This is a genomic window from Aliagarivorans taiwanensis DSM 22990 (assembly GCF_000429505.1).
In the GTDB taxonomy this organism is placed as follows: domain Bacteria; phylum Pseudomonadota; class Gammaproteobacteria; order Enterobacterales; family Celerinatantimonadaceae; genus Aliagarivorans; species Aliagarivorans taiwanensis.
Map to the genome: position 1 here is coordinate 293,147 of NZ_AUBZ01000001.1, position 19,911 is coordinate 313,057.

19 protein-coding genes and 2 tRNA genes are annotated in these 19,911 nt (G+C 53.2%); 9 read left to right on the plus strand and 12 right to left on the minus strand.

Annotated features, from left to right (window positions below):
* Positions 1-33: 33 nt before the first annotated feature.
* Complete coding sequence (locus tag G462_RS25030) at positions 34-1,404, minus strand: hypothetical protein (RefSeq protein WP_084404880.1); 1,371 nt, start codon at positions 1,402-1,404, stop codon at positions 34-36.
* Between the two features lie 434 nt (positions 1,405-1,838).
* On the opposite strand from G462_RS25030, the gene G462_RS0101360 reads away from it, so the two are divergent.
* The gene (locus G462_RS0101360; protein ID WP_026957387.1) at positions 1,839-2,759 is read left to right on the plus strand and encodes a ParB/Srx family N-terminal domain-containing protein; all 921 of its coding nucleotides are present in this window, start codon (positions 1,839-1,841) and stop codon (positions 2,757-2,759) included.
* A gap of 99 nt (positions 2,760-2,858) precedes the next feature.
* On the opposite strand, the gene G462_RS0101365 is transcribed toward G462_RS0101360, so the two are convergent.
* Positions 2,859-3,251 carry a hypothetical protein gene (locus G462_RS0101365; protein WP_157378527.1) on the minus strand — a complete coding sequence of 131 codons (393 nt, stop codon included), beginning with the start codon at positions 3,249-3,251 and terminating at the stop codon, positions 2,859-2,861.
* Between the two features lie 165 nt (positions 3,252-3,416).
* Between G462_RS0101365 and G462_RS0101370 the strand changes: the two genes are divergently transcribed.
* Both G462_RS0101370 and G462_RS21405 read left to right on the plus strand, forming a co-directional pair.
* On the plus strand, positions 3,417-5,414 hold the full coding sequence (locus tag G462_RS0101370; RefSeq protein ID WP_026957389.1) for a metallophosphoesterase family protein: 1,998 nt from the start codon (positions 3,417-3,419) through the stop codon (positions 5,412-5,414).
* Positions 5,415-5,606: 192 nt separating this feature from the next.
* The gene (locus G462_RS21405) at positions 5,607-6,578 is read left to right on the plus strand and encodes an aldose epimerase family protein (protein ID WP_051326443.1); all 972 of its coding nucleotides are present in this window, start codon (positions 5,607-5,609) and stop codon (positions 6,576-6,578) included.
* Positions 6,579-6,597: 19 nt separating this feature from the next.
* Here G462_RS21405 and G462_RS0101380 read toward each other — a convergent pair whose 3' ends face one another.
* Both G462_RS0101380 and G462_RS0101385 read right to left on the minus strand, forming a co-directional pair.
* On the minus strand, positions 6,598-7,419 hold the full coding sequence (locus tag G462_RS0101380; protein ID WP_026957390.1) for a helix-turn-helix domain-containing protein: 822 nt from the start codon (positions 7,417-7,419) through the stop codon (positions 6,598-6,600).
* A 74-nt stretch (positions 7,420-7,493) separates the two neighbouring features.
* Complete coding sequence (locus G462_RS0101385; protein WP_026957391.1) at positions 7,494-8,102, minus strand: LysE family translocator; 609 nt, start codon at positions 8,100-8,102, stop codon at positions 7,494-7,496.
* Positions 8,103-8,265: 163 nt separating this feature from the next.
* On the opposite strand from G462_RS0101385, the gene G462_RS0101390 reads away from it, so the two are divergent.
* The 4 genes from G462_RS0101390 (at position 8,266) to G462_RS0101405 (ending at position 11,884) form a co-directional block, all read left to right on the plus strand.
* Positions 8,266-8,559, plus strand: a complete 294-nt coding sequence (locus tag G462_RS0101390; RefSeq protein WP_026957392.1) for an antibiotic biosynthesis monooxygenase family protein — start codon at positions 8,266-8,268, stop codon at positions 8,557-8,559.
* Complete coding sequence (locus tag G462_RS0101395; protein WP_026957393.1) at positions 8,556-9,011, plus strand: GNAT family N-acetyltransferase; 456 nt, start codon at positions 8,556-8,558, stop codon at positions 9,009-9,011. Before G462_RS0101390 ends, G462_RS0101395 begins: the two co-directional genes overlap by 4 nt.
* 296 nt (positions 9,012-9,307) lie before the next feature.
* Positions 9,308-10,648 carry a hypothetical protein gene (locus G462_RS0101400; protein WP_026957394.1) on the plus strand — a complete coding sequence of 447 codons (1,341 nt, stop codon included), beginning with the start codon at positions 9,308-9,310 and terminating at the stop codon, positions 10,646-10,648.
* Between the two features lie 246 nt (positions 10,649-10,894).
* Positions 10,895-11,884 carry a transposase gene (locus G462_RS0101405; RefSeq protein ID WP_026957395.1) on the plus strand — a complete coding sequence of 330 codons (990 nt, stop codon included), beginning with the start codon at positions 10,895-10,897 and terminating at the stop codon, positions 11,882-11,884.
* A 17-nt stretch (positions 11,885-11,901) separates the two neighbouring features.
* On the opposite strand, the gene G462_RS0101410 is transcribed toward G462_RS0101405, so the two are convergent.
* On the minus strand, positions 11,902-12,618 hold the full coding sequence (locus G462_RS0101410; RefSeq protein ID WP_026957396.1) for a hypothetical protein: 717 nt from the start codon (positions 12,616-12,618) through the stop codon (positions 11,902-11,904).
* Between the two features lie 795 nt (positions 12,619-13,413).
* Here G462_RS0101410 and G462_RS0101415 point away from each other — a divergent pair.
* A tRNA-Arg gene (locus G462_RS0101415) sits at positions 13,414-13,481 on the plus strand.
* A 5-nt stretch (positions 13,482-13,486) separates the two neighbouring features.
* Positions 13,487-13,575 (plus strand) — tRNA-Ser (locus G462_RS0101420).
* A 73-nt stretch (positions 13,576-13,648) separates the two neighbouring features.
* Here G462_RS0101420 and G462_RS24730 read toward each other — a convergent pair.
* The 7 genes from G462_RS24730 to G462_RS0101455 all read right to left on the minus strand — a co-directional run bounded on the left by G462_RS24730 (position 13,649) and on the right by G462_RS0101455 (position 19,877).
* Complete coding sequence (locus G462_RS24730; protein WP_051326444.1) at positions 13,649-14,791, minus strand: methyl-accepting chemotaxis protein; 1,143 nt, start codon at positions 14,789-14,791, stop codon at positions 13,649-13,651.
* 96 nt (positions 14,792-14,887) lie between these two features.
* A complete protein-coding gene (locus tag G462_RS0101430; RefSeq protein WP_051326445.1) occupies positions 14,888-16,096 on the minus strand; it encodes a tetratricopeptide repeat protein in 1,209 nt (402 codons plus the stop codon).
* Positions 16,093-16,716: an energy transducer TonB gene (locus G462_RS0101435; protein WP_026957398.1), complete on the minus strand. Its 624-nt coding sequence runs from the start codon at positions 16,714-16,716 to the stop codon at positions 16,093-16,095. The genes G462_RS0101430 and G462_RS0101435 overlap by 4 nt, the downstream gene beginning before the upstream one ends.
* The gene (locus tag G462_RS0101440; protein WP_026957399.1) at positions 16,716-17,120 is read right to left on the minus strand and encodes an ExbD/TolR family protein; all 405 of its coding nucleotides are present in this window, start codon (positions 17,118-17,120) and stop codon (positions 16,716-16,718) included. The genes G462_RS0101435 and G462_RS0101440 overlap by 1 nt, the downstream gene beginning before the upstream one ends.
* Complete coding sequence (locus G462_RS21415; protein WP_051326446.1) at positions 17,117-17,716, minus strand: MotA/TolQ/ExbB proton channel family protein; 600 nt, start codon at positions 17,714-17,716, stop codon at positions 17,117-17,119. Before G462_RS21415 ends, G462_RS0101440 begins: the two co-directional genes overlap by 4 nt.
* Positions 17,716-19,119 (minus strand): MotA/TolQ/ExbB proton channel family protein, encoded by a 1,404-nt coding sequence (locus tag G462_RS21420; protein WP_051326447.1) that lies wholly within the window; start codon positions 19,117-19,119, stop codon positions 17,716-17,718. Before G462_RS21420 ends, G462_RS21415 begins: the two co-directional genes overlap by 1 nt.
* Positions 19,116-19,877, minus strand: coding sequence for a DUF3450 domain-containing protein (locus G462_RS0101455; protein ID WP_026957400.1), 762 nt, complete (start codon positions 19,875-19,877; stop codon positions 19,116-19,118). The genes G462_RS21420 and G462_RS0101455 overlap by 4 nt, the downstream gene beginning before the upstream one ends.
* Positions 19,878-19,911 lie beyond the last annotated feature (34 nt).

Here is a 19,911-nt window from a genome sequence, read left to right on the forward strand (position 1 = left end):
TGTCCTTCCTTGATGATTAGTTAGGTTAAATCGCTATTGCCATTGGGCGGTATCAAACCGGCTAGTATCATAGCTGGCGGCAATCACAGACTGTTCAGGATCCTGAGGGTAGGCATCAGCATTATCGCCAACTCCGTCACCATCACTGTCAACGGTCTCATTCGGGTCGTCAGGGAAAGCGTCGCTGTTGTTCCCAATGCCATCACCATCGCTGTCCGCAGTTTCTTGCGGGTCTAACGGAAAAGCATCGGCATTGTCACCAACACCATCGCCATCGCTGTCTAGGGTTTCTGCAGGGTCTAGCGGAAAGGTATCGGCATTGTCGCCAACACCATCGCTATCGCTGTCTAAGGTTTCTGCTGGGTCTAGCGGAAACGCATCGGCATTGTCGCCAACGCCATCGCTATCGCTGTCTAAGGTTTCTGCCGGGTCTAGCGGCAAGGCATCGGCATTGTCACCAACGCCGTCGCCATCGCTGTCTAAGGTTTCTGCTGGGTCTAGCGGAAAGGCATCGGCATTGTCGCCAACACCATCGCTATCGCTGTCTAAGGTTTCTGCTGGGTCTAGCGGGAAGGCATCGGCATTGTCGCCAACACCATCGCTATCGCTGTCTAAGGTTTCTGCTGGGTCTAGCGGAAAGGCATCGGCATTGTCGCCAACGCCATCGCCATCGCTGTCGGCTGACTCAGCGCTATCATTAGGAAAGGCATCCAAGTCATCAGCAACCCCGTCATCATCGTCATCGTCATCATTCACTACCACGACCAACTCATCGCCGCTCCAAATCAGAGTCTCATCCTCGGTCAGTTGCAGTATGAGATCTTCAACTTGAGTCACCATTGCCAGCAACTCAGCACCATCCAAAGCCTGTTCTGCGTCGCTGGGAACCAAACCGACCGCCACCAAGCTGCGCGCTTGATTGGCTAGCTGAGTTTGCTCTCGCTCCAAGTAATCCTGCGTGATCTCTTCGGGTAACGCGCCGATCCGGTTGGCCACTAATAAGATCGCTTGTTCGGTTGTGATACCGGGTTGCTGTTGACGCTCCAACTCAACCAACGTGGTCAAAGGGCTAACCACCACTCCCCCCGGCGGAGCAGTTAACAAATAGCTCTGCCTAACGGGTGTGCTAGGTTGATCCATATCGATGGTTTCACCTGGGATCACCTTTACCACCACGCAAGCAGCATCACTTGGCTCTGCTACATCAAGCAAAAACAAGCCGTTCTCATCGGTCGTCGCTGACGGTTCTCCCTGGTCTAGCTCAAAATCACCATCGAGATCGAGCCATACCATCGCGCCTTGTAAATAACCATCTAATGCCGTAATTCGCATCTGTGCTGTTGAATCTTCAACAGAGCCGTCGCCGCATCCGGCCAACAGCGCTGCGCTCAAGATGCCCCCCAAACAAAGACTTATCCTGCTCAACCTCATACCACCTCCCTCACTCCATGTGTCGTTTCAATTAAACAGCAGCAAGAATTTACGCTCATCACCCATATGGATGAAATGACTAAAAACAGCGGCGGAGCTTGTCGAAAAACTCAAGCAAAGCACTCGTTAATGACAGAGTTGGAAGGTGGTAACTCATGACGGAGTAGTCGCGTTCACCAACAAAAACCGGGGAGGCTAGGAGCGCGTCACGGCAAATAGGTAGGAGTTATCGAACCCCACCTGCACCTTCAACTCCACAGAGGGCGAGCTCATATATATAAAGGAGATAAACGTTTTAGATAGGCGCTGAACTATTGTCACAATCCCACTCTACTGTGTATGCCACTTTCTAGCTCTCTACAGACCTAAAGAGCTAAGCTATACCAACAACGAAGGATTGATTCTTGATGGAACGTACCAACTCTTTAGTTTTTGCTTTACTGCTGATGGCTCTTAGCAGCTTGGCCTTTGCTGATATCCCAGCCAACACCCAAGTGGGTGATGTTATCGAAGTGCAGCTAAGCCAGCTTAACCCGACCCAGCCTTCCATCGGCTACGATCAGGTGTTCTACAAGCTGGGTCGCTTTCAAGTTGACCTGAAAAAGCAGTTTGATGAAATCTGCGAAGCTAACGGCCAGAAAGGCCTGGAGAGCTTCAACGAGCAATCGGTGCAAGCTGACAGCAGCAGCTTTAGCTGTAAAGAGGCCATCGGTAGCCGCGCCAACGAGATGAAAACCGTGGTGCTAGCCCCCGACAACAACTACTACCTCACCGACGGCCATCACACCTTTAACACCTTCTGGCATATGCAAGGTGGCGGCAGTGACTTCCCAATCCATGTGGTGGTGACTCACGACTACCGCGAGCTGGCAGATATGCAATCCTTCTGGCAAGCGATGCAGCAAGACGGCAATGTGTGGCTTTTCGATCTTAACAACCAAGCGATCGCCGCCGAGCAACTGCCCGCCTCACTGGGTATGGAAAACTTCACCAACGACGCCTACCGCTCGCTGATGTACTTCAGCCGCAAGGTAAGCTGGGCCAAGCCAAAGCAGCCGGTGCCGTTCCTCGAGTTCTACTGGGCGAAAGAGCTAAAGCCACTGATTGACCTGGGCAACTATGACCTGAGCAATATGGACAGCTACGTACAAGCGATTACCGACGCGGCCGACATCATCCTCAACCTCGACACCGACAACTTGGGTGGCTCGGGCTTAAGTGCCGTAGAGATGGGGCAAATGAAAGAGTTTAAGGCCAAGACCCTGAGCAAGCTGCAAACCGAAAAAGGCAAGCTGTTCTACTCGCTGGCGTATAAGGCGCAGCAGTAAGCTTGATACGCTCCAGCTATTTAGAGCTGAGCGCTAATCACTAAAAAGGAGGGCTCAGCCCTCCTTTTGCTTTACTTGAAAGCGCTGATTTTCGCTACACTACTCGGTAACCTCAGCCGCAATCGCAGCTGCCCGGCGGCTCTCGTGGTCATTCATAAAGTAGCAGCGATGGGTGTAGGCTGAGGTCAGTACTACCTGCTTGTCCAAGTCCGGATAACGCTCATCGTAGCGCTCCAGAAAACGGTGATACTGCCGCTCGTTGTAGCGAATGATGCTGCTGGCCACCTCTTCAGGCACTTGGTACTCGTCAAGTAGCGCTTGCCAATCGTCTTCGTGCACCGCCAAGCGCGCTTCTTTCTTCAAGTAACTTGCCGCGGCCTTACAGGATGCAGCCTCATGCAGCTCAAACATCATCACCGCAGTATCAACTTGCGCATGGGCGGTAAAACACGCCAGCATGGCTGCGCCGAATAACCCTTTTGAAACCTTCACCGTCTTTCTCGTCAATCAAAAAGCCGCTGTTGTAACGCGCTTAAATGACAGTGAGATGACAGCATATAAAAGTAATAACTTTAATTTTTCCGTCACACAGCTGTCATGTTTCTCCTAGAAACTCCCGCGACTGGTATACACCAATATCACGTTAGGAAATACAACATGAAAACGCGTCTTTCGCACTCTTTGAAAGTCTCCGCTTGCGCACTGGCAATCACCTCACTGCTTAGTGCCTGTAATAGCTCATCAAGCTCGAGTAATGACCGTGAACAAGACCCTGCTCACTCGCCAGTCTCCATTGGTCTGCTTCCCGACACCCAAGGCGGTGGTTGGGCGGTAGCTATGCACCCCATGGAAGCAGTACTCGCCAAGCATCAGGAGCAAGGCGTAGACGTTGTTATCCCAGTGGGCGATCTCACCGACAACGGCTCTACAGAAGAGTGGCGTCAGTGGCGAGAGGTTGCTGATAAGTACCGGGAAATGGGGATGGAATTCCTGCCTGTGATGGGTAACCACGAAACCAGCTGGGCCTACACCGTAGAATGGATCGATAACATGCGTCACTACATCCCAGAGGATGCGGTGCATATGCCAAGCGCAGAGTGGCTGAACTACTACATCATCCGTGAGAACGTGTTGATGATTGGCCTGGCCTACTACAACCTGCCGATTGCATTTGGTTGGATCCAAGACGTTCTGGCCCAGCATGAGGGTGAGTTCGACCACGTGGTTATCGCCAGTCACGATGGTTTGATCGGTGCTAAGTACGGCCAAACCCGTGAGCAGATCGTTGAAGGCACCAAGGACGACAACCGCCTGTTCGACATCCACAAAGAGATCCGTGAGACCTTTGCCGAACACGATGTTATCTGGGTTCAAGGCCACGAGCACATGTACCAGCGCTCGCAAGTTCACGCCCGTGTACTTGGCTCTAACGATCCCGGCGGTCGTAACGCAGAGCCGCTGGCCTCTACCCCAAGCGGCGGCAACTACCGCATGCCTTCATACACCCAAATCATCAGTGGTAACGCCTCCTACAAGGGCTACGAGTACCGCTATGGTGAGCGTGAACTCATCCAAGATGTGATCCTACATAAAATGGACACCATGAAGGATGGCTCGGAGCACTACGATGCCAACGCGTCGGTGCTGCACTTCAACGACCAGCGTGTTGACTATCTGGCCTTCTCAGCGCCGCACACCATTAACAGCAACGAAGAAGGTCCTAAAGAGCTGGCAGACCCGCAATGGACCTTGATCGATCAGTTCTCACGCACCACCAACCGCTGTGAGTCTTTGGTATATCCCAACTCCATCCCTGAAGGACAGCGCCCGATCCTCAACCATATCGTTGAGTTTAAAACCAACGACTGTGTTGCCGATGATGGCAGTTCTGCTCGTCTGATTGGCGGTACCAACGACGTATTCAACCGGGTTGATACCACCGAGCGCAGCCTGTCCTTCCATGAAGGCTTTAAGCGCGCCGAGAGCATGAACGACCTGATGCGCCTGTCTTGGCAGTTCCTGTTCACCAAACATGCGAGCTGGGACGTCAACCTCAACGGTAACAACCGGATTATCCCGGGTTCTCAGGGCGAAGATGAGACCGGCGCAAAAACCGGTAACGTAGTCATACCAGCCACCACCATCGATATGAAGAAACACGTGACCCTAAGCTGGCTACCTAAAGAGCCTGCGACGGCTTCTGATGTACTGCTGGTAAGCGGGGTACAGATCCACGGTGGTGTATACCAAAGCGCTTACGGTAAATGGAAGAACATCGAAAAGCATCAAGGCTATCACGGCTCTCAGCCTGACGGTTCGGCTAAAGCCCCGGTTGAGCTTCCTGATTACGCTACTCAGAACTGGAACGTAGAGCAAATCAAATCCTCACCCTTCGGTATCGAGTTCACCACAGAAAATCTGGCAAACGCGTCTAACCTACTGCTAGCAGCCAAGCAAAACGGCGAATGGCTACCTTTGGCGAGCGCCGAGTGTGTGTTGGATCTACCTTGGGATGAGGACTACACCATCGCCCCACCAGCAGTAGCCCAAGAGTGTGCTGACCAAGCCATCGTAGGCTACGACAGCCAAGTGGATGATGGCCGTTGGTGGACCATCGCTCAAACCGATATGGAACTGGCACTTATCAGCAAGTAAGCCCTCCCTATCGAGTAGAAGCGCAGGCTAGTCCTGCGCTTTTTTTTTACCAATTCAACGGTGACTTATCAGCTTCAACACATCCGATAAAAGATCTTAGTTTTCATAGCATTAATCATAAAATTGGCGATGTAATTCGGGTAATCTTGCTAGCAAACTCTACCCCAGTTACCCCATCATTAAGGTGTAGTTATGACAACCAAGGTCTGCAGCAGTCACTACAAAGGGCTTCCCTCAATCGTGCTGGAGAACGCTCGGCTACGGGCCGAGTGGCTACCCGAGTGTGTGGCTAAGCTCGCCTCCTTAGTGCTCAAGCATCATCAAGCGCCGCTAGAGCTGCTCTCTCAGTCCTCGCTGCAGAAACTTCAGCTACCGAGTCTTGGCGCATGCTTTGCCGATTACGACACCAGCGGTTTTGATGAGTGCTTTCCGACCATCGAAGAGTGCCAGTTGGTTAGCGAATCAGCCCAAGGCAACGTAACTCGCCTAATGCCCGATCATGGCGAGGTATGGGCCATGCCTTGGCAGGTAGAGACCCTCAGCAGGCAAGCGCTGCGCTTTAGCGTGTATAGCGCCAGCTTTGGTTACACCCTCAGTAAAACCCTCATCTTGGATGAGCAGGGCCTGCGCTCGGAGTACTGTGTCGAGCTAGACAGCGACGCCCCAGCCCTGCCCTATATCTGGACCCCACATGCGCTGTTTGCGGTGCACCCAGACACCGAGCTGCTTATCCCTGCGCATATGGATAGCATCTACAACGTGTTTGGCGGCAGTGAGTATCTCGGCGAGTTTGCCGCCATCCACCGCTACCCTCTGCTGGCAAGGAACGACCAAGCGCCGCTGGATCTATCGCTTATCGAACCCCAGCAGGCGGGCAACTGCGAGAAGTACTACTTCAACAGCCCCCTACAAGCGGGCGACAGCTTTGGCTTTCGCAATCGCTACTGCGAGGTGGAGATGCGCGTTGATCATCAGCAGATCCCCTATCTGGGGGTGTGGAAGAACCAAGGAGGCTTTAAGGGGGAATATAACTTTGCCCTTGAGCCCTGCTCCGGGATCTACGATTCCACCGCGAGAGCGCACGAGAGGGGAACCTGTAAGGTGTTGCAGCCCGGAGAGCGCACAACTTGGCGCTTTGATATCGCCATCAGTGAGCGCGAGTAGCCGCACGCAGGCTTAAGAGTTAACGCCCCGAGGCCACACCCGCCTGATATTGCCCGGGAGTGAGCGCCACCCGTTTCTTGAAGTGCCGTTGAAAGTGGGCCTGATCGGCAAATCCCAGACTAACGGCCGTCTCGGCCAGCGAACTACCACTACGCAGTAGCTGCTTAGCCTGATTGATACGGGCATCCATCTGCATCGCCGCGGGCGACAAACCATAGTGGCGGGCAAAGCTGCGCAGTAGTTGATAGCGGCTGAGTTGGGCCTCTTCAGCCAGCTCCGCCAAGGACAAACGGCTATCGAGCTGGTCCAGCAACTGTTCACGCACCCGCAGTAAGCTTTGCTCAGGCGCGCGGTTAAGCGCGGGCAAACGCTGGGCGCCGGTGCTCAACTGCAACACAAAATCCAATAGCTGACTCTCGGCATCCAGCGCCCCATCGCTATCGGCTAACTGTACGAATAAGCGATTAAAGTCATTTAGTGACTGCCTTGAGCGCAGCTGGTCTTGGGCAAAGCACAGATAATCCTGCGCGCTCAGCCCTGCCTCACTCTGGGCCTTGCCGAGCCATAGTGAATCGACAAACACCATCCGATAGGACCAAGCTCCCCGCTCTGGGTTGCAAGCATGCACATCGCCGGGGTTAATGGTCACCAAATCGCCCCGACCGGTTTGATAGCTGATGCGTTGATTCCTGTAGGAGGCCGCCCCTTTATCAATCGCGCCGAATGAGAACTCATCGTGAGTATGCGCCTGATAGCAGGCCGACGAATCGCGGCTCACCCGCAACTCAACCTGAGGTAGGCAAGCGCTGCGCTGAAAGTGGCTATGTTTGTCCGGCTTCATGCTTGCCCTCCTTGAGCTGTGGTTCATCAACCTTGTTGAACATGGGCTGTCATTTATGAGTAATGCGCTGCGATTTAGTTTGGCAAAAACTCGCCATGTATCATCACCACTACCAGCGATGCCAACAGCAGCGCACTGGCCCGACTAAACTGCCGGTAATACTCGCGGCGGCTCAGATAAGGGCGCAGCCAATGCCCGGCGCCCGCCCATACCGACACTCCCATAAAGCACACAGTCAGCGAGATAAGGGTAAACGCCGCCGCGTAAACAACCGCAGGCTCTCTACCCAATACAAACAGGCTAACCCCGGATGCAGCCACTGTCCACGCCTTAGGGTTACGCACCTGCAGCAACGCACCTTGCCAAAATCCCGCCTGCATCTGCTGTTTTGCCGACTCATCGAGCTGAGCGCTTTGAAAGATCTGCCACGCCATATACAGCAGCAGCCCAGCGCCCGCCAGCCTTAGCCAAAACGTCAGCATCGGCAGCTGCTGACCAATCAGCTCCAGCGCACTGGCAGAGCACGCCACCACCAACGCGTAGGCAACGCTCGCCCCAGCAACAAAGCGTAAGGTCCCACGATAGCCATAGCCCACCGCATTACTGGCCGCTATCAGATTCACCGGCCCGGGTGTCGCCGCCCCCACCAAGCCAAAGGCCACCATCGATGCAAATACCCACATAACGCCATCTCAGTTATCACAACAAGCCCCCAGCTTAGCGACCAAGCCACAGCGGGTATTGAACGAAATTGCAGATTGCTGATACCCATGAGAAAACCAACGGTTGAGAGTTATAGGCACCTGATTTAGCATCGTTTTTCTAAGACACAAAGGAATGTCCCCCATGTATGCCGTTATCTTTCGCGCCACGGTAGGCGAGCAAGACCAGAGCTACTTCGACACCGCGCAAGCAATGCGCGAGATCGCCATTAACGAATACGGCTGCCTCGAGTTTGTCGCCATCACCGAAGGCGACCAAGAGATCGCCATCTCCTACTGGCAAAACCAGCAAGATATTCGCCGCTGGCGAGAAGACCCACGCCACCAACACGCCCAACAGCAAGGCCAAGCCAGTTGGTATAAAGACTACCGGGTAGAGGTGGTGGAGATTGCAAGGAGTTATCAGTTCCCCAAATGAGCCATAGTGACCTGCAAACTCGCCCGTTCCAGATAAGCTGTGAAGATTCTCCTAGCCACGCTGATTTAGAGCGAATTGGCGACGGCTTGGACGAGCACAATGTCGCAATGGTTGGCAGCAGCACCAACAATCGCCCTTTAGCCTTAGTGGTTAGGAACGAGCAAGCTGAGCTAATCGCGGGCATTCGCGCGCACTACAACATCTCAGGTTGGCTCTATATCACTGGCTTGTGGGTAAATGAACAACAACGCGGACAAGGGATCGGCCGCAACCTTGTTACTCGCCTAGAACAAGAAGCCATCAAGCGTGGCTGCAAACATTGCTATCTCACCACCCTCGCCTTTCAAGCCCCTGAGTTTTATCGACAACTGGGTTATCAGCAGTTTGCAGAGCTGCCTGAGTTTCATCTTGGGCATAGTAAGTTGTTTTTTAGGAAGCGGTTGAGGCAATAAAACGCCTAGGGTTAGAGTTCCGGTGTTTGACGGTCTTACGTTGAGTGACAAGAGCAGAGCATTGGCTCTAGATTGGTTCTGCCCTAAAGCGTGTTAGAGATACCTGCAAAACCACGGGTTATAAACCCTGCCCTTGCCGTTTCCATGTATCCGCATGACCGATCCACCTTTCGCGCAGGCTAGTAAATTGATGAATCTGCTAACTGCCTGATTGAACGGTAATATTGGAGATGTTAACTTTAGAGTCATTAGGGTGATGTATGGAATTATCTGTTAGGCCGGCGAAATGGAGTGTTATGACTACTTTTATTAAAAACGTAAATGAGTTAGAGGCTCATTTTTCAAAGTATAAGAAGGGTTACTTATATCGCGGACAAGTAAAGCATTTTGTGGATTGTAAAGGACACACAAATATTCCTACATCTTTCAGCAGACATGGCTGTATTCCTGATGTTATGTTCAAGTGGACTCATTATGCTAAAGCGATGATTCGTGGTTACTCTGGCGTCGACTACTTTGATATAGACTTAGAGTTGTCTCAAGCAATACTGCAACATTATGGTTGGAGATCATTCTTTGTAGATTTAACTAAGTCTTCTTCAATAGCATGTTGGTTTGCATCAAATGCATATGAAGAATCTAAGTCTATTCATATGAGTGAAGACATACATGAGAACCCAGTATGGCTGGTTCACAAAGATGCCAAATATAGTCAATCTAAAGGAAACGGTCATATCTATATAATCGATTGTTTAGCATTAGATACCTTGGGTATTAAAATTCATGATCTCACTTTAATGCAGGGCAATGAAGGAAGGCTTAGATTCGATGCTCAGCAAGCGTGTTTAGTTGGGAACTTGAATGACCGGCTGCCCCCTCAAGTTATTGCGTCACACATTGAAGTTCCGAGCAGTGTGTTGAAAGACTATTGTGACAAAAATTCAATACACGATGTCTCGGATGTATTCCCATCAAGCGATAAAGACTTTGTATTAAAAACACTTTTAAGTTTGCCGTGGGAAAAAATGAATGTAGATAGCCCGATATCTACGTTTCGAAGAGGCTTGGAAATCCCAGATTATGAAGATAACTTTATAAAACATCTTCCTCCAAATGTTACTCTATACGAAAATTTCTGGGTTTCTGATAATAGAAATGATTCGGACAATCCATTTAAGGGACTGACTTTTTATAAACTCCCGCAAATCTCATATTATGCTAATACCAATGAAGAATTTGATTTAGGTCTTGTTAGTGACGCTCTCAAAAGGCATGGTGACTTTGTTGTTGAGATTGATGGCTTAGTGAAAATAGTGGAGGTGCAAGAGGAATATATTTATGAGAAAGGAATACATGTTTCAGTTGATGAAGATGGGTATATTTCGGTATCTGGGTTAGTTGTCTCTCATCCAAGTAATGTTGTTACTGGTGTGGGCACTAATGTTGGCTGGGTCTACAAAAATAATCATAATGTCTGGAAGCGAGTCGACCATCAAGACGAGTGCCCTTGTAATAATTCACTTAGACATCAGTTGCAATTTTCATTACTCAGAATGCTTAATGAAGCGATAAAGAATAAAGAGCTTATTATCGAGAACAACTGTTGTTACAGGCATAAGAGTGTCCCACCGGCCTAAAAAATAAAAAGGACATCCATAATAAAATAAAAAAATAAAAAGGACATCCATAATAACTTTGGGAATAAAAAGGACATCCATAATAACTTCAAATAAGCAGTAGCTGTCCAGTAACCCTCCATTAGCTTGGGGATACTGTTTAACCAAGGGAAAACCGTGAATAAGCTAATAAGACACCCATAATAATGGAAGAATTCCTCTCCTTCTTCTACGCTTGGTGAAAGCCTTAATCATCGAGTGATTGCCATGCCTCGCGCTAGAAACCAGCAAGTCAGTTTGTCGGATACGCCCTATTATCACTGCATCTCGCGCTGCGTGCGACGCGCTTATCTATGTGGCGAAGATGCGGTAACTGGGCAAAGTTATGAGCACCGGCGTCAGTGGGTTGAAGAGCAGTTGGTGCGCTTAGCCGAGGTCTTTTCCATTGAGGTGTGTGCCTATGCGGTGATGAGCAACCACAGTCATGTGGTCCTGCATGTAAACCAAGCAAGGGCGCTAGGTTGGTCAATTGAGGAGGTGTTGGCGCGCTGGCATCAATTGCACAAAGGGACGTTGCTCACGCAGCGCTATGTGGACCCCGAGAAACGCGCGGCTATGGATAGCGCTCAGCAGGCTACGGCTGAGGAAACCGCCGAGGTATATCGCCAGCGCCTGTTTGATATCAGTTGGTTTATGCGCCACCTTAACGAAACTATTGCCCGTCAGGCAAACAAGGAAGATAACTGCACCGGGCGCTTTTGGGAGGGACGATTTAAGTCTCAGGCACTCTTGGATGAAGCCGCTTTAGCCGCCTGTATGGCCTATGTAGACTTAAACCCAATTCGGGCCAAGATAGCTACCACCCCTGAGACCTCTGCCCATACCAGTGTGAAGCGACGCATTGAGCTGGCCAGAGAAGGCAAGCAGCCTAAATCCCTGTGTCCATTTGTGGGCAATCCGCGACGCGATATGCCTGATGGTCTGCCTTTTGCCCTTGCCGACTACCTGTCCTTAGTCGATATGACCGGACGGGTGATTCGCGAAGACAAGCGCGGTGCCATCGACCCAGCGACCAGTCCTATTCTGCAGCGCCTGAGCATCGACAGTGAGTGCTGGTTGCAGTTAACCACAGGCCTTGAGCAGCACTTTGGTGCAGTTGTGGGGCGAGATACCAGCCTGCTGCGCTATAAGGCCTGTCATCAGCAGCAGCGCATCCGTGGTATGGGAGCGGCCAAACGCTGGTTGCAGAGTGGGTAAAGCGAGCCGGTGTCAACTCACACCTTATCCGAACTCCCCTGCTCTAGCGCTGCACCCTTCTTCACCCCAAGATAAGCCGCTCCGACCAACAGTGCGCTAAAGCTGGAAAACAGGTGGTTAACGAATACCGCCAACACTTTCATTGAGGGGTTACTGGCCTCAGGAGCCAGCACACCTAACAGCAAACGCCCGGCCTCAAAGCACAGGCCGATGCCCCACAGTGGCAATAGGTAGGCGTAGATCATCCGTTTTACTTGTTCGTTATCGATATCGCCGTGTTCCACTAAATAGGGCACGGTGAGCAGCAAGGGGAACATTACGCTACGGGTGAATAGGCCGCTTAGTACGGTCAGGCCTTGGCCTTTGCCCCAGTAAAGTACCTCGGCCAGCCCAGAGCCTGCTAACACGCCTGCAACCGGGATGGTCACCGCCACCGACATCAGGGAGTAGAGCACCATAATCAGCGCGGCGCGTATATATAGCCCTTGGTTAGCGCGTAAGGTCGGCTGCGACAAACCGAGCAGCAAGCAGGCGCAATTCACGAACAGCACGGCGGGCGCGTAGATACTGCCTACCAGAGATTGAACCCATACGAAGAACGGGTACTGAAAGCCCATCACCGAGGGCAACCAGCACAGCATCAAGATCAGCAGTGGCGGGGTAATAGCGGCAAGCAGCTCACGAAACCTTAGGCCTACCACCATGACACTTACAGCGAATACTTTAATGACCATCCTTGTGCACTCCTTGTCTGCTGATCCGATGCCAAACGGCAGGCATCGTTATCAATAGATATCAGGGAGCGGATATACAGTTATTGCGCAGCAACAAATCTCGCTGCCTCCGCACTGGCGTAGATGCAAAGTTGCAGTCGGTATCACAGATTCGTTTTCGCTAGATTCATTTTCTATGGCATTGAAACAAGCTGCTTTTTTGAACGACTCTCGCTATAGTGAGTCTCAGGCAATCACGCCAACCAAGGAAACAGCATGACCTACCCACTGAATCGCAACCTCAACGCTTGGCCAACTTGCGGGTTTGCTATTGCCGATGCTTTCAGTAGTAGAAGGTTCAGTTTGAATCACTAGGTCTTCGGCTATTTCGGGGGCCTCCCCGAAAGGTCATTCTAAGCTGCGCGTGAAGAGGCTTTTTGGGGAACCAAGAAGCTTTTTTTATGCCTTTCTCTCGGTAGGGAATCACTCACCCAAAATAACCTTAAATTATTGTTTTTATTGAATTTAATTTCATGATACCGCTTGACAGAGCGTGTTCTTGGTATCTAAGGTAAAAACACATTCAGACGAAGCAACAGCGAACCAGGCACTTGTTATGACGCACTCAACCACCACCTACATGCTTGATTGTACTCACCCACATCTCAGGGCGAGTCGCGTGTTGAGTAGTCGACTCACAGACAGGCTTAGATCTTCTTGATACGAGGGGATCGTCCCCAACACTCTTTGCGATAAGCGGCTTATTGGGGAACTGATAAGCCGTTTTCTTTTATCAGCCCGCCCTTTGCAACAGAAAGCGCAGTGGATAGCGCAAGGGATTTCTAATCCCCGGGTCCAAGGTTCGAATCCTTGAGTGGGCGCCAAATTTGGAAACGTGGCCGAGTGGTCGAAGGTGACTCCCTGCTAAGGAGTTGGGCGCATTGCGCCCCAAGAGTTCGAATCTCTTCGTTTCCGCCATTTTCTTTGCCGGCCCGCCGAGGTGCGAATGCCATGTTGGCTACACCGCGGCGGCTAGGCGGAACACAACGCGCTAACTGTGCACCTGCTCCATCAGCTCGCCCAGCGCTTGATGCTGAATATCAAGCTGCCCGGCCACGCTGTTCATGCCGCTCTTGGTGGCTTCGGCAGTTTCCACCGTTTCAACCATGGTGCTAAGCAGCGCATCGATGGCGACCTTAGATTTACCCAGTTCGTCCATCACCTCGGCCACCTGCCCGGTGATCTTCTCTGCCGCTTCTGAGGAGGTATTGGCCAGCACCTTCACCTGCTCCGCCACCACCGAGAAACCGCGCCCCGCCTCACCGGCTCTGGCCGCTTCAATAGTGGCATTGAGTGCCAGCAGATTAGTCTGATTGGCGATGCCTTGGATCTCCACCACTTCTTGGTCGATGCCTTGGCTGATGGTCGCAACGATATTAAACAGCGCCTGCATCTGCTCCAACGAGCTGGCCCCCTGCTCGGCTTTTTGCTGGGCATTACTGGCGCGCTGCTGTAGCTCGCTGGTTTGCCCCTGGATCTCACCGGCGGTGTGATTAACCTCGGCAATACCGGCTCTGACGGCCTCGATCATCTCAGCTTGATGCTGACGCACCGCCTGCATCTCTAACTCTTGGGTCTTGGCTTCGTCTATGTCGATCAACGAGCCTGCGACCCGCAGAGGCGTGCCCAGCGCATCTCGCTTGGTGCCGCCCACCGCCCGATACCAACGCCAACCCAAAGTCTTGTGCATGCAGCGGTAGCTAATGTCGTAGGCCACCGTGCCAGAGCGATCGGCCACATGCGCCTTAAAGGCGTTAACGGTGGCATCCACATCATCGGGATGTAGCAGCGAAGACCAGCTATCTACCCGATTGGGAAAGTCCGCTTCATCCCGGTAACCGAGTAAGCGGCGGAACTCGTTTGACCAAGTCCAGCGGCTCTGCGGATGCAGCGCGTCGGCATCGATAATGACACAATCCCACAGCCCTACACCGGCGTGGTTTTGATAAAGCTCGAGCTGCTCTTGGTGGTCTTGCGTGGAGCTAAGCTGCTGTTGCAGACGCTGAAACTTGGCTTGGATCTCGCCCAACAGCCCAGCCATTCGCCCGTCACTAGAGGAGGACGGATTCACCGGCTGGTCGTTCACTATATCTTGCAGAGCGGATTCAATCTTGCGGGTCCCCAATGAAAACATCCTGTTCTCCTTAACGCGGTTCGCTGAAAAAAGGTCAGCCCAGCATGGCTGGGCTGATAATGACAGAATAGTAAATAGATGGGCGTTTGGAAAAACTTAGTGACCCAGGCTGCTCAGATACTGCAGCCAGCTCGCAGAGGAGTCCGAAGGCTTGAGCCGATGGGCCTGCTCGGCCACGCTTTTGGCCGATTCAAAATGCTCCAGCCGGAACAGTACCTGCACCTTGGCCAGCAGTTGCTCTGCTGTCGGCTCTGGCAATCGTTCTAAGGCAGCAAGCGCTTGCTGATAATGATTCTGCTGGGCCAGCAAACGGCCATAGTCCCAGGCGTAGCTAACGTCCTTATCACTGGCGCGCTGCCAAAACGCCAAGGCCTTGTCCCATTCACGGGCCTGCTGCCAATAGCGCGCTTGGCTCACGATCAATTCGATATCGCTGTCAGCGTCTGGCAAACGAGCCAGCACCTTGGCGGCCTGCTCGGGGATCCGCTGGTTGGCGTAGAGCTGACTCAGGCTTCGCAGCTCTTGTTCGCTAAGTGTGTGCCCGGCCCGGTCCATCTGTTGCAAGCTAGCTAGCGCGGCCTTAGGTTGCTTTAGCCGCAAATAGAGGCTGGTTTGCTGCTGCCACCATACAATCTCATCGGGATGACGAGCCAACAAGCGTTGCGAGGTTTGGAGCGCCCCTTTCCAGTGAGAGAGTTGCATCTGTGCATTCAGGCGCATGTTCAGCGCGATATCGTCTGGTGAATCCACCAGCGTTTCGTAGGCGTCGACACTGGCGAGTAAGGCTTTCCATTTTTCCTGCTGATAAAACACCTGGGTCAGGCGCAACTGCCAGTTAGCGCGTTGCTCGCGAGTCGGCACCGGCTCGCCTTGCCAAGCGAGCAGTGCTTGATAGGAGCGCTCAGCTTGCGAGTAAGCGCGATTATTCAGGCTGATATCTGCTAAGGCTTGCAAGGTTTGCTGCTGGGTTGCCCCTTCCAGCACGCCCGCATCGGCTGCCAATTTCAAACTCGCGGCAGCTTGCTCTGGCTTTTCCGCTTGCCAGTAAAAAATGCCCAACATGCGTTGTACATATGCTTGGTCGTATTGGCGACTGGGGGCCAAGCTTTCCAGTACCTTGAGCGCTTCGTCGAGCTTTTCATCTTGATTTAGCTCATACGCACGATGCACCGCTCTGGCCACGGGGGCCGCTAACTCGCTGGCCTGTGATGGCAACGAAACACTCGCGCCAAACAGTAAAGCCCCAACCAACATCGCAATCTGAGCAACTTGGCGGCGTACATAAAGAGTCACTAACTGAATCATGCCTGAATCTTAAACTCCAACTTCACCGTTTGGCCTACCCGTGGCGTTGCTACGCCATCCACCACCATGGGTTGATACTTCCAACGCTCTAAGGCACGGATCGCTTCGCGATCAAAAATCCTACCCGGTTCAGATTCAGTAATCTGAATATCTGTCGGCGAGCCTTTTTCATCGATGGTGAAAGACAGCACTACATAGCCCTCAACATTGCGCTGTAGCGCCCGCTGTGGGTAGCGCGGCTCAATGCGCTGCAACGGCATCACTTGCTGGTTCTGCGCCACTGCCGCCACCGGTGGCAACGATATCGCTAAGCCACTTACGCCAGCATCCATCGCCAAGGATGGAAGGTCAGGCATCGCTGATTGCGCCACTTGCTGATTGATGCTGGTGGTGACCGACTGAGGCTCAGGCGGGGTCATCGGTGGCTCTGGGCGATCGGGCACGCTGCGCTGACGGCGTTGCAAGGCTTGCTCGTTCTCAATCATAAACATGTCAAAGCGCACGGGCGCCAGCTGCTCTGGTGCCCCTTCACGCCCAAAATCCACCATCCAGGACATAAACACAAACAGTCCCAAACAGCTGACTGTCGCTAGTGGCAGGGCAAGCAACAAGCGTCCCATTAGGGCTGCTCCGTGGCCAAGGCGATCTTGCTGATGCCTGCGCCCTTGGCGGCATCCATTACCGCGACGACCGTGCCATTAAAAGCGAATGAATCCGCTTGAATCACCAACGAGGGATCGGGCTGCTCCAACAGCAAACGTTCCAGGTTAGCCTGCACCCGCTCCACATCCACCAAACGCTTGTCGATGTAGATGTCGTTATTGGCGGTAACTGCAATAAAGATCCCCGCGTCTTTTTGGCTCACCGAATGGCTAGCCTCCGGGCGATTCACCTCCACCCCTGACTCGCGCACAAACGAGCTGGTGACGATGAAGAAGATCAACATGATAAAGACGATATCGAGCATCGAGGTCATATCGACCTGGGCCTCATCTTGAATACGACGACGTTGGCCAAGCCTCATTTCTCGTTCCTCTCTTGATTGGATTGAGCGAGTTCTGCGTTCGCAGGACGCGCATCGTTTTCACTACGCATTAGCTTTTCGAGATGCAGCTCGCGGGCATCGGCCCAGCGCTGAATGCGTGAATAACTGAACATACCGGCCAGCGCTGCCACCATACCGGCCATGGTCGGCAAGGTGGCCATCGAGATCCCAGACGCCATCAAACGCGGCTGCGCCGAGCCTTGGGTGGCCAATACATCAAACACCGAGATCATCCCGGTTACGGTGCCGAGCAGCCCCAGCATCGGGAACAGCGCCACAATCACCTTCAGCACGCTGACATGTTTGAACAGCGCTCGGTGCGCTTCATCCAGCGCGGCGTCCCGCTGGGCTCGAGCATACCAACTCAGGTGGTCACTGCGCTTGCGCCAAGCGCTCAGCCATTGTTGCTGCTGGCGAGGAAACTGCCACCACAGGTAGATGATCCGCTCAAAGGCGAGACACCAAAACACCAGCACTAAGGCTGCCAGCCACCACAGTACCGGGCCGCCCAAATGCATAAACTGGCTAAGGTTGGTTATCGCTGGCAGACTGAGCCAAGCAACAAGCAGGTCCATTAAGCATTAGCCTCATGATCTAGTTCATGCTCACCACGCAGGCCTTGCTCCGCGCGCGCTGCCACCAAGCCAATGCCCTGTTTCTCAAGGATGCTGCGCACCCCTTCAGCTTGCGAGCTCAACAGGTTGTGCGCCAGCAGCAGTGGCATGGCCGCCACCAGACCAAGCACAGTGGTAATCAGCGCCATCGAGATACCGCCCGCCATCACCCGAGGATCGGCGTTACCAAACTGGGTAATCACCTGGAAGGTATCAATCATACCGGTCACGGTACCCAGCAGGCCAAGCATCGGGGCCAGCGCTGCCATCAGCTTGAGCATCGACAGGCCACGCTCCAGCGACTGCTGCTCGTCCATCACAGCTTCCAGCAGGCGCAGCTCTAAGGCTTCCACGTTGGGGGCTTGCTCTTCGTGATACACCTTCAGGATACGACCAAGTGGGTTATTCCCTGGCTGCTCGGGCGTTTTGAGCTGTTGAGTGATCTGGCGACGCGCCACCAGTAGGCGCACGCCGCGATAGCCAGCAATCAACAGGCCGCTGGCCAACAAGGCGAGAATAATCTTGCCGACTACCCCGCCTTGGCGAACCCGGTCTTGTAGGGTTGGGGTATCACCTAACTGACGCAGCAGTTCGCCGCGACTTGGGTCGAGCGTCATACTTACTGGCTGCTGAGTAACCTGCTCAAGCTCAGCCTGTTTTGGCCACGACTGGGGTTGGCGTGGCAACACCTTGGCGATCTGCTGATTCGCATCCCAATCTAAAAAGCCTTGCTGGCCAACCAAGGCGAAAGAACCCACTCGATAGGCTCGGTCTTTGCTAAGCTCGCCACTACCGTTCGCGACCACCACCCACACTCTAGATAGCTGCTGCGAGGCTTCGATCTGCCGCTCAAATAACTGCCATAACCCTTCCAATTGCGCCAATGAAGGCAATGCGCGGGCAGCCACAATCTCGTCGAGTAACTGGCTTTGCTCGGGGCGCTCGATACTGGTGATAGCATCATGCACCTCGACCTGCAGCTCACGCGCGGCTTGGCGAACCACACCAAACAGCTCGCCTAGGCTGCCGGTTTCTAGCTGCAGTTTTTGCTCCAGCTCGGCTAAGCGTTGCTCGTTAGCACTGAACTGCTCAGAGAGCTGGTCAGTTTCGGTTTCCAACGCTTGTTGGCGCGCTTGTAGCGCATCTAACTGGGCTTGCAATTCTGCTTCGCTCTTGGCAAAGCCTTGTTCACGCTGTTTGTTCTGTTGGCCGGTTTGACGAGCGGCTTGCTCGGTGGTTTTTAGTAGCGCTTCGGCTTGTTGCTGGGCGTTTAGATCTGTGTCGCTATCGGCGACGGCAGGCAAGGCCAATACAGCACTAAGTGCTAGGCTTGCGATGGCTTTAGAGGCTCGCTTAAAGATCATTGCTGCGCCTCCTTCAGGCTTACTGGCAGTTCCAGCAAGCTTGGCGCAGCGGTTTGGCGCGCCAGTGCGTAGGCTTGGTCGGCCTTAAGCCCTGCGGCGCGGTCCATGGCTTGCCACTGACCGCTCGCTTGGTCCCAGGTCCAGTGTTGCTGCTGATCGAGGCTGCGAGCGAGCAATACCGCGCGCCCTAAGTAAAGCTGTTCAACCTGCAAGCGCTCGCCAGCGACTTCCAGCTCACCTTGATAGCTACCGAGCTTGCTGCCGTAATCCAGCTCAATCTGATAGGCCTCAAGGATACGGCGATACTTCTCGGCATCACTCACATCGGCTTGTGCCATCATCGCGTTAAGCTGTTCCAGGCGCTGCGCACGAGCCGCCGGGCGAATTGGGCGGTCGTTTTCGATGTGCGTCTCTAAGGCCGCTAGCATGCGGTACATCAACGGCACCACGCCTTGGCGGGTTGCGCCAATCTCATCAAGCTGCTGGTGAAAGCTGTCGATTTCCAACTGCTGGCTGTCGATCATCCGGCTTAGGTGATCGCGGTAAACCTCCAAGCTCTCCACTTCTTGCATCAGAATCTCGATCTCGCGCTGCAACTCGAAGGCGCGATCGGAGCTTTGGTCGATAGTATCTTGCGAGCGCTTAGCGGCATCGATGGCCTGGCTTTCAACACGCTGACTTAGCGCCAGCGGCTCAGCCGCCAACATCGGAGAACTCATTAGTGCACAGAGCACCACAGCAGACTTTATTTGCTTCATTGCCTTCAGCTTTACCTTCAGCTCTTTCATCAGT

Coding starts and splice junctions, on each gene's coding strand:
- G462_RS0101360 (WP_026957387.1), top strand. CDS start 1,839: ATGGAACGTACCAACTCTTTAGTTTTTGCTTTACTGCTGATGGCTCTT.
- G462_RS0101370 (WP_026957389.1), top strand. CDS start 3,417: ATGAAAACGCGTCTTTCGCACTCTTTGAAAGTCTCCGCTTGCGCACTG.
- G462_RS21405 (WP_051326443.1), top strand. CDS start 5,607: ATGACAACCAAGGTCTGCAGCAGTCACTACAAAGGGCTTCCCTCAATC.
- G462_RS0101380 (WP_026957390.1), bottom strand. CDS start 7,419: ATGAAGCCGGACAAACATAGCCACTTTCAGCGCAGCGCTTGCCTACCT.
- G462_RS0101385 (WP_026957391.1), bottom strand. CDS start 8,102: ATGTGGGTATTTGCATCGATGGTGGCCTTTGGCTTGGTGGGGGCGGCG.
- G462_RS0101390 (WP_026957392.1), top strand. CDS start 8,266: ATGTATGCCGTTATCTTTCGCGCCACGGTAGGCGAGCAAGACCAGAGC.
- G462_RS0101395 (WP_026957393.1), top strand. CDS start 8,556: ATGAGCCATAGTGACCTGCAAACTCGCCCGTTCCAGATAAGCTGTGAA.
- G462_RS0101400 (WP_026957394.1), top strand. CDS start 9,308: ATGACTACTTTTATTAAAAACGTAAATGAGTTAGAGGCTCATTTTTCA.
- G462_RS0101405 (WP_026957395.1), top strand. CDS start 10,895: ATGCCTCGCGCTAGAAACCAGCAAGTCAGTTTGTCGGATACGCCCTAT.
- G462_RS0101410 (WP_026957396.1), bottom strand. CDS start 12,618: ATGGTCATTAAAGTATTCGCTGTAAGTGTCATGGTGGTAGGCCTAAGG.
- G462_RS24730 (WP_051326444.1), bottom strand. CDS start 14,791: ATGTTTTCATTGGGGACCCGCAAGATTGAATCCGCTCTGCAAGATATA.
- G462_RS0101430 (WP_051326445.1), bottom strand. CDS start 16,096: ATGATTCAGTTAGTGACTCTTTATGTACGCCGCCAAGTTGCTCAGATT.
- G462_RS0101435 (WP_026957398.1), bottom strand. CDS start 16,716: ATGGGACGCTTGTTGCTTGCCCTGCCACTAGCGACAGTCAGCTGTTTG.
- G462_RS0101440 (WP_026957399.1), bottom strand. CDS start 17,120: ATGAGGCTTGGCCAACGTCGTCGTATTCAAGATGAGGCCCAGGTCGAT.
- G462_RS21415 (WP_051326446.1), bottom strand. CDS start 17,716: ATGGACCTGCTTGTTGCTTGGCTCAGTCTGCCAGCGATAACCAACCTT.
- G462_RS21420 (WP_051326447.1), bottom strand. CDS start 19,119: ATGATCTTTAAGCGAGCCTCTAAAGCCATCGCAAGCCTAGCACTTAGT.
- G462_RS0101455 (WP_026957400.1), bottom strand. CDS start 19,877: ATGAAGCAAATAAAGTCTGCTGTGGTGCTCTGTGCACTAATGAGTTCT.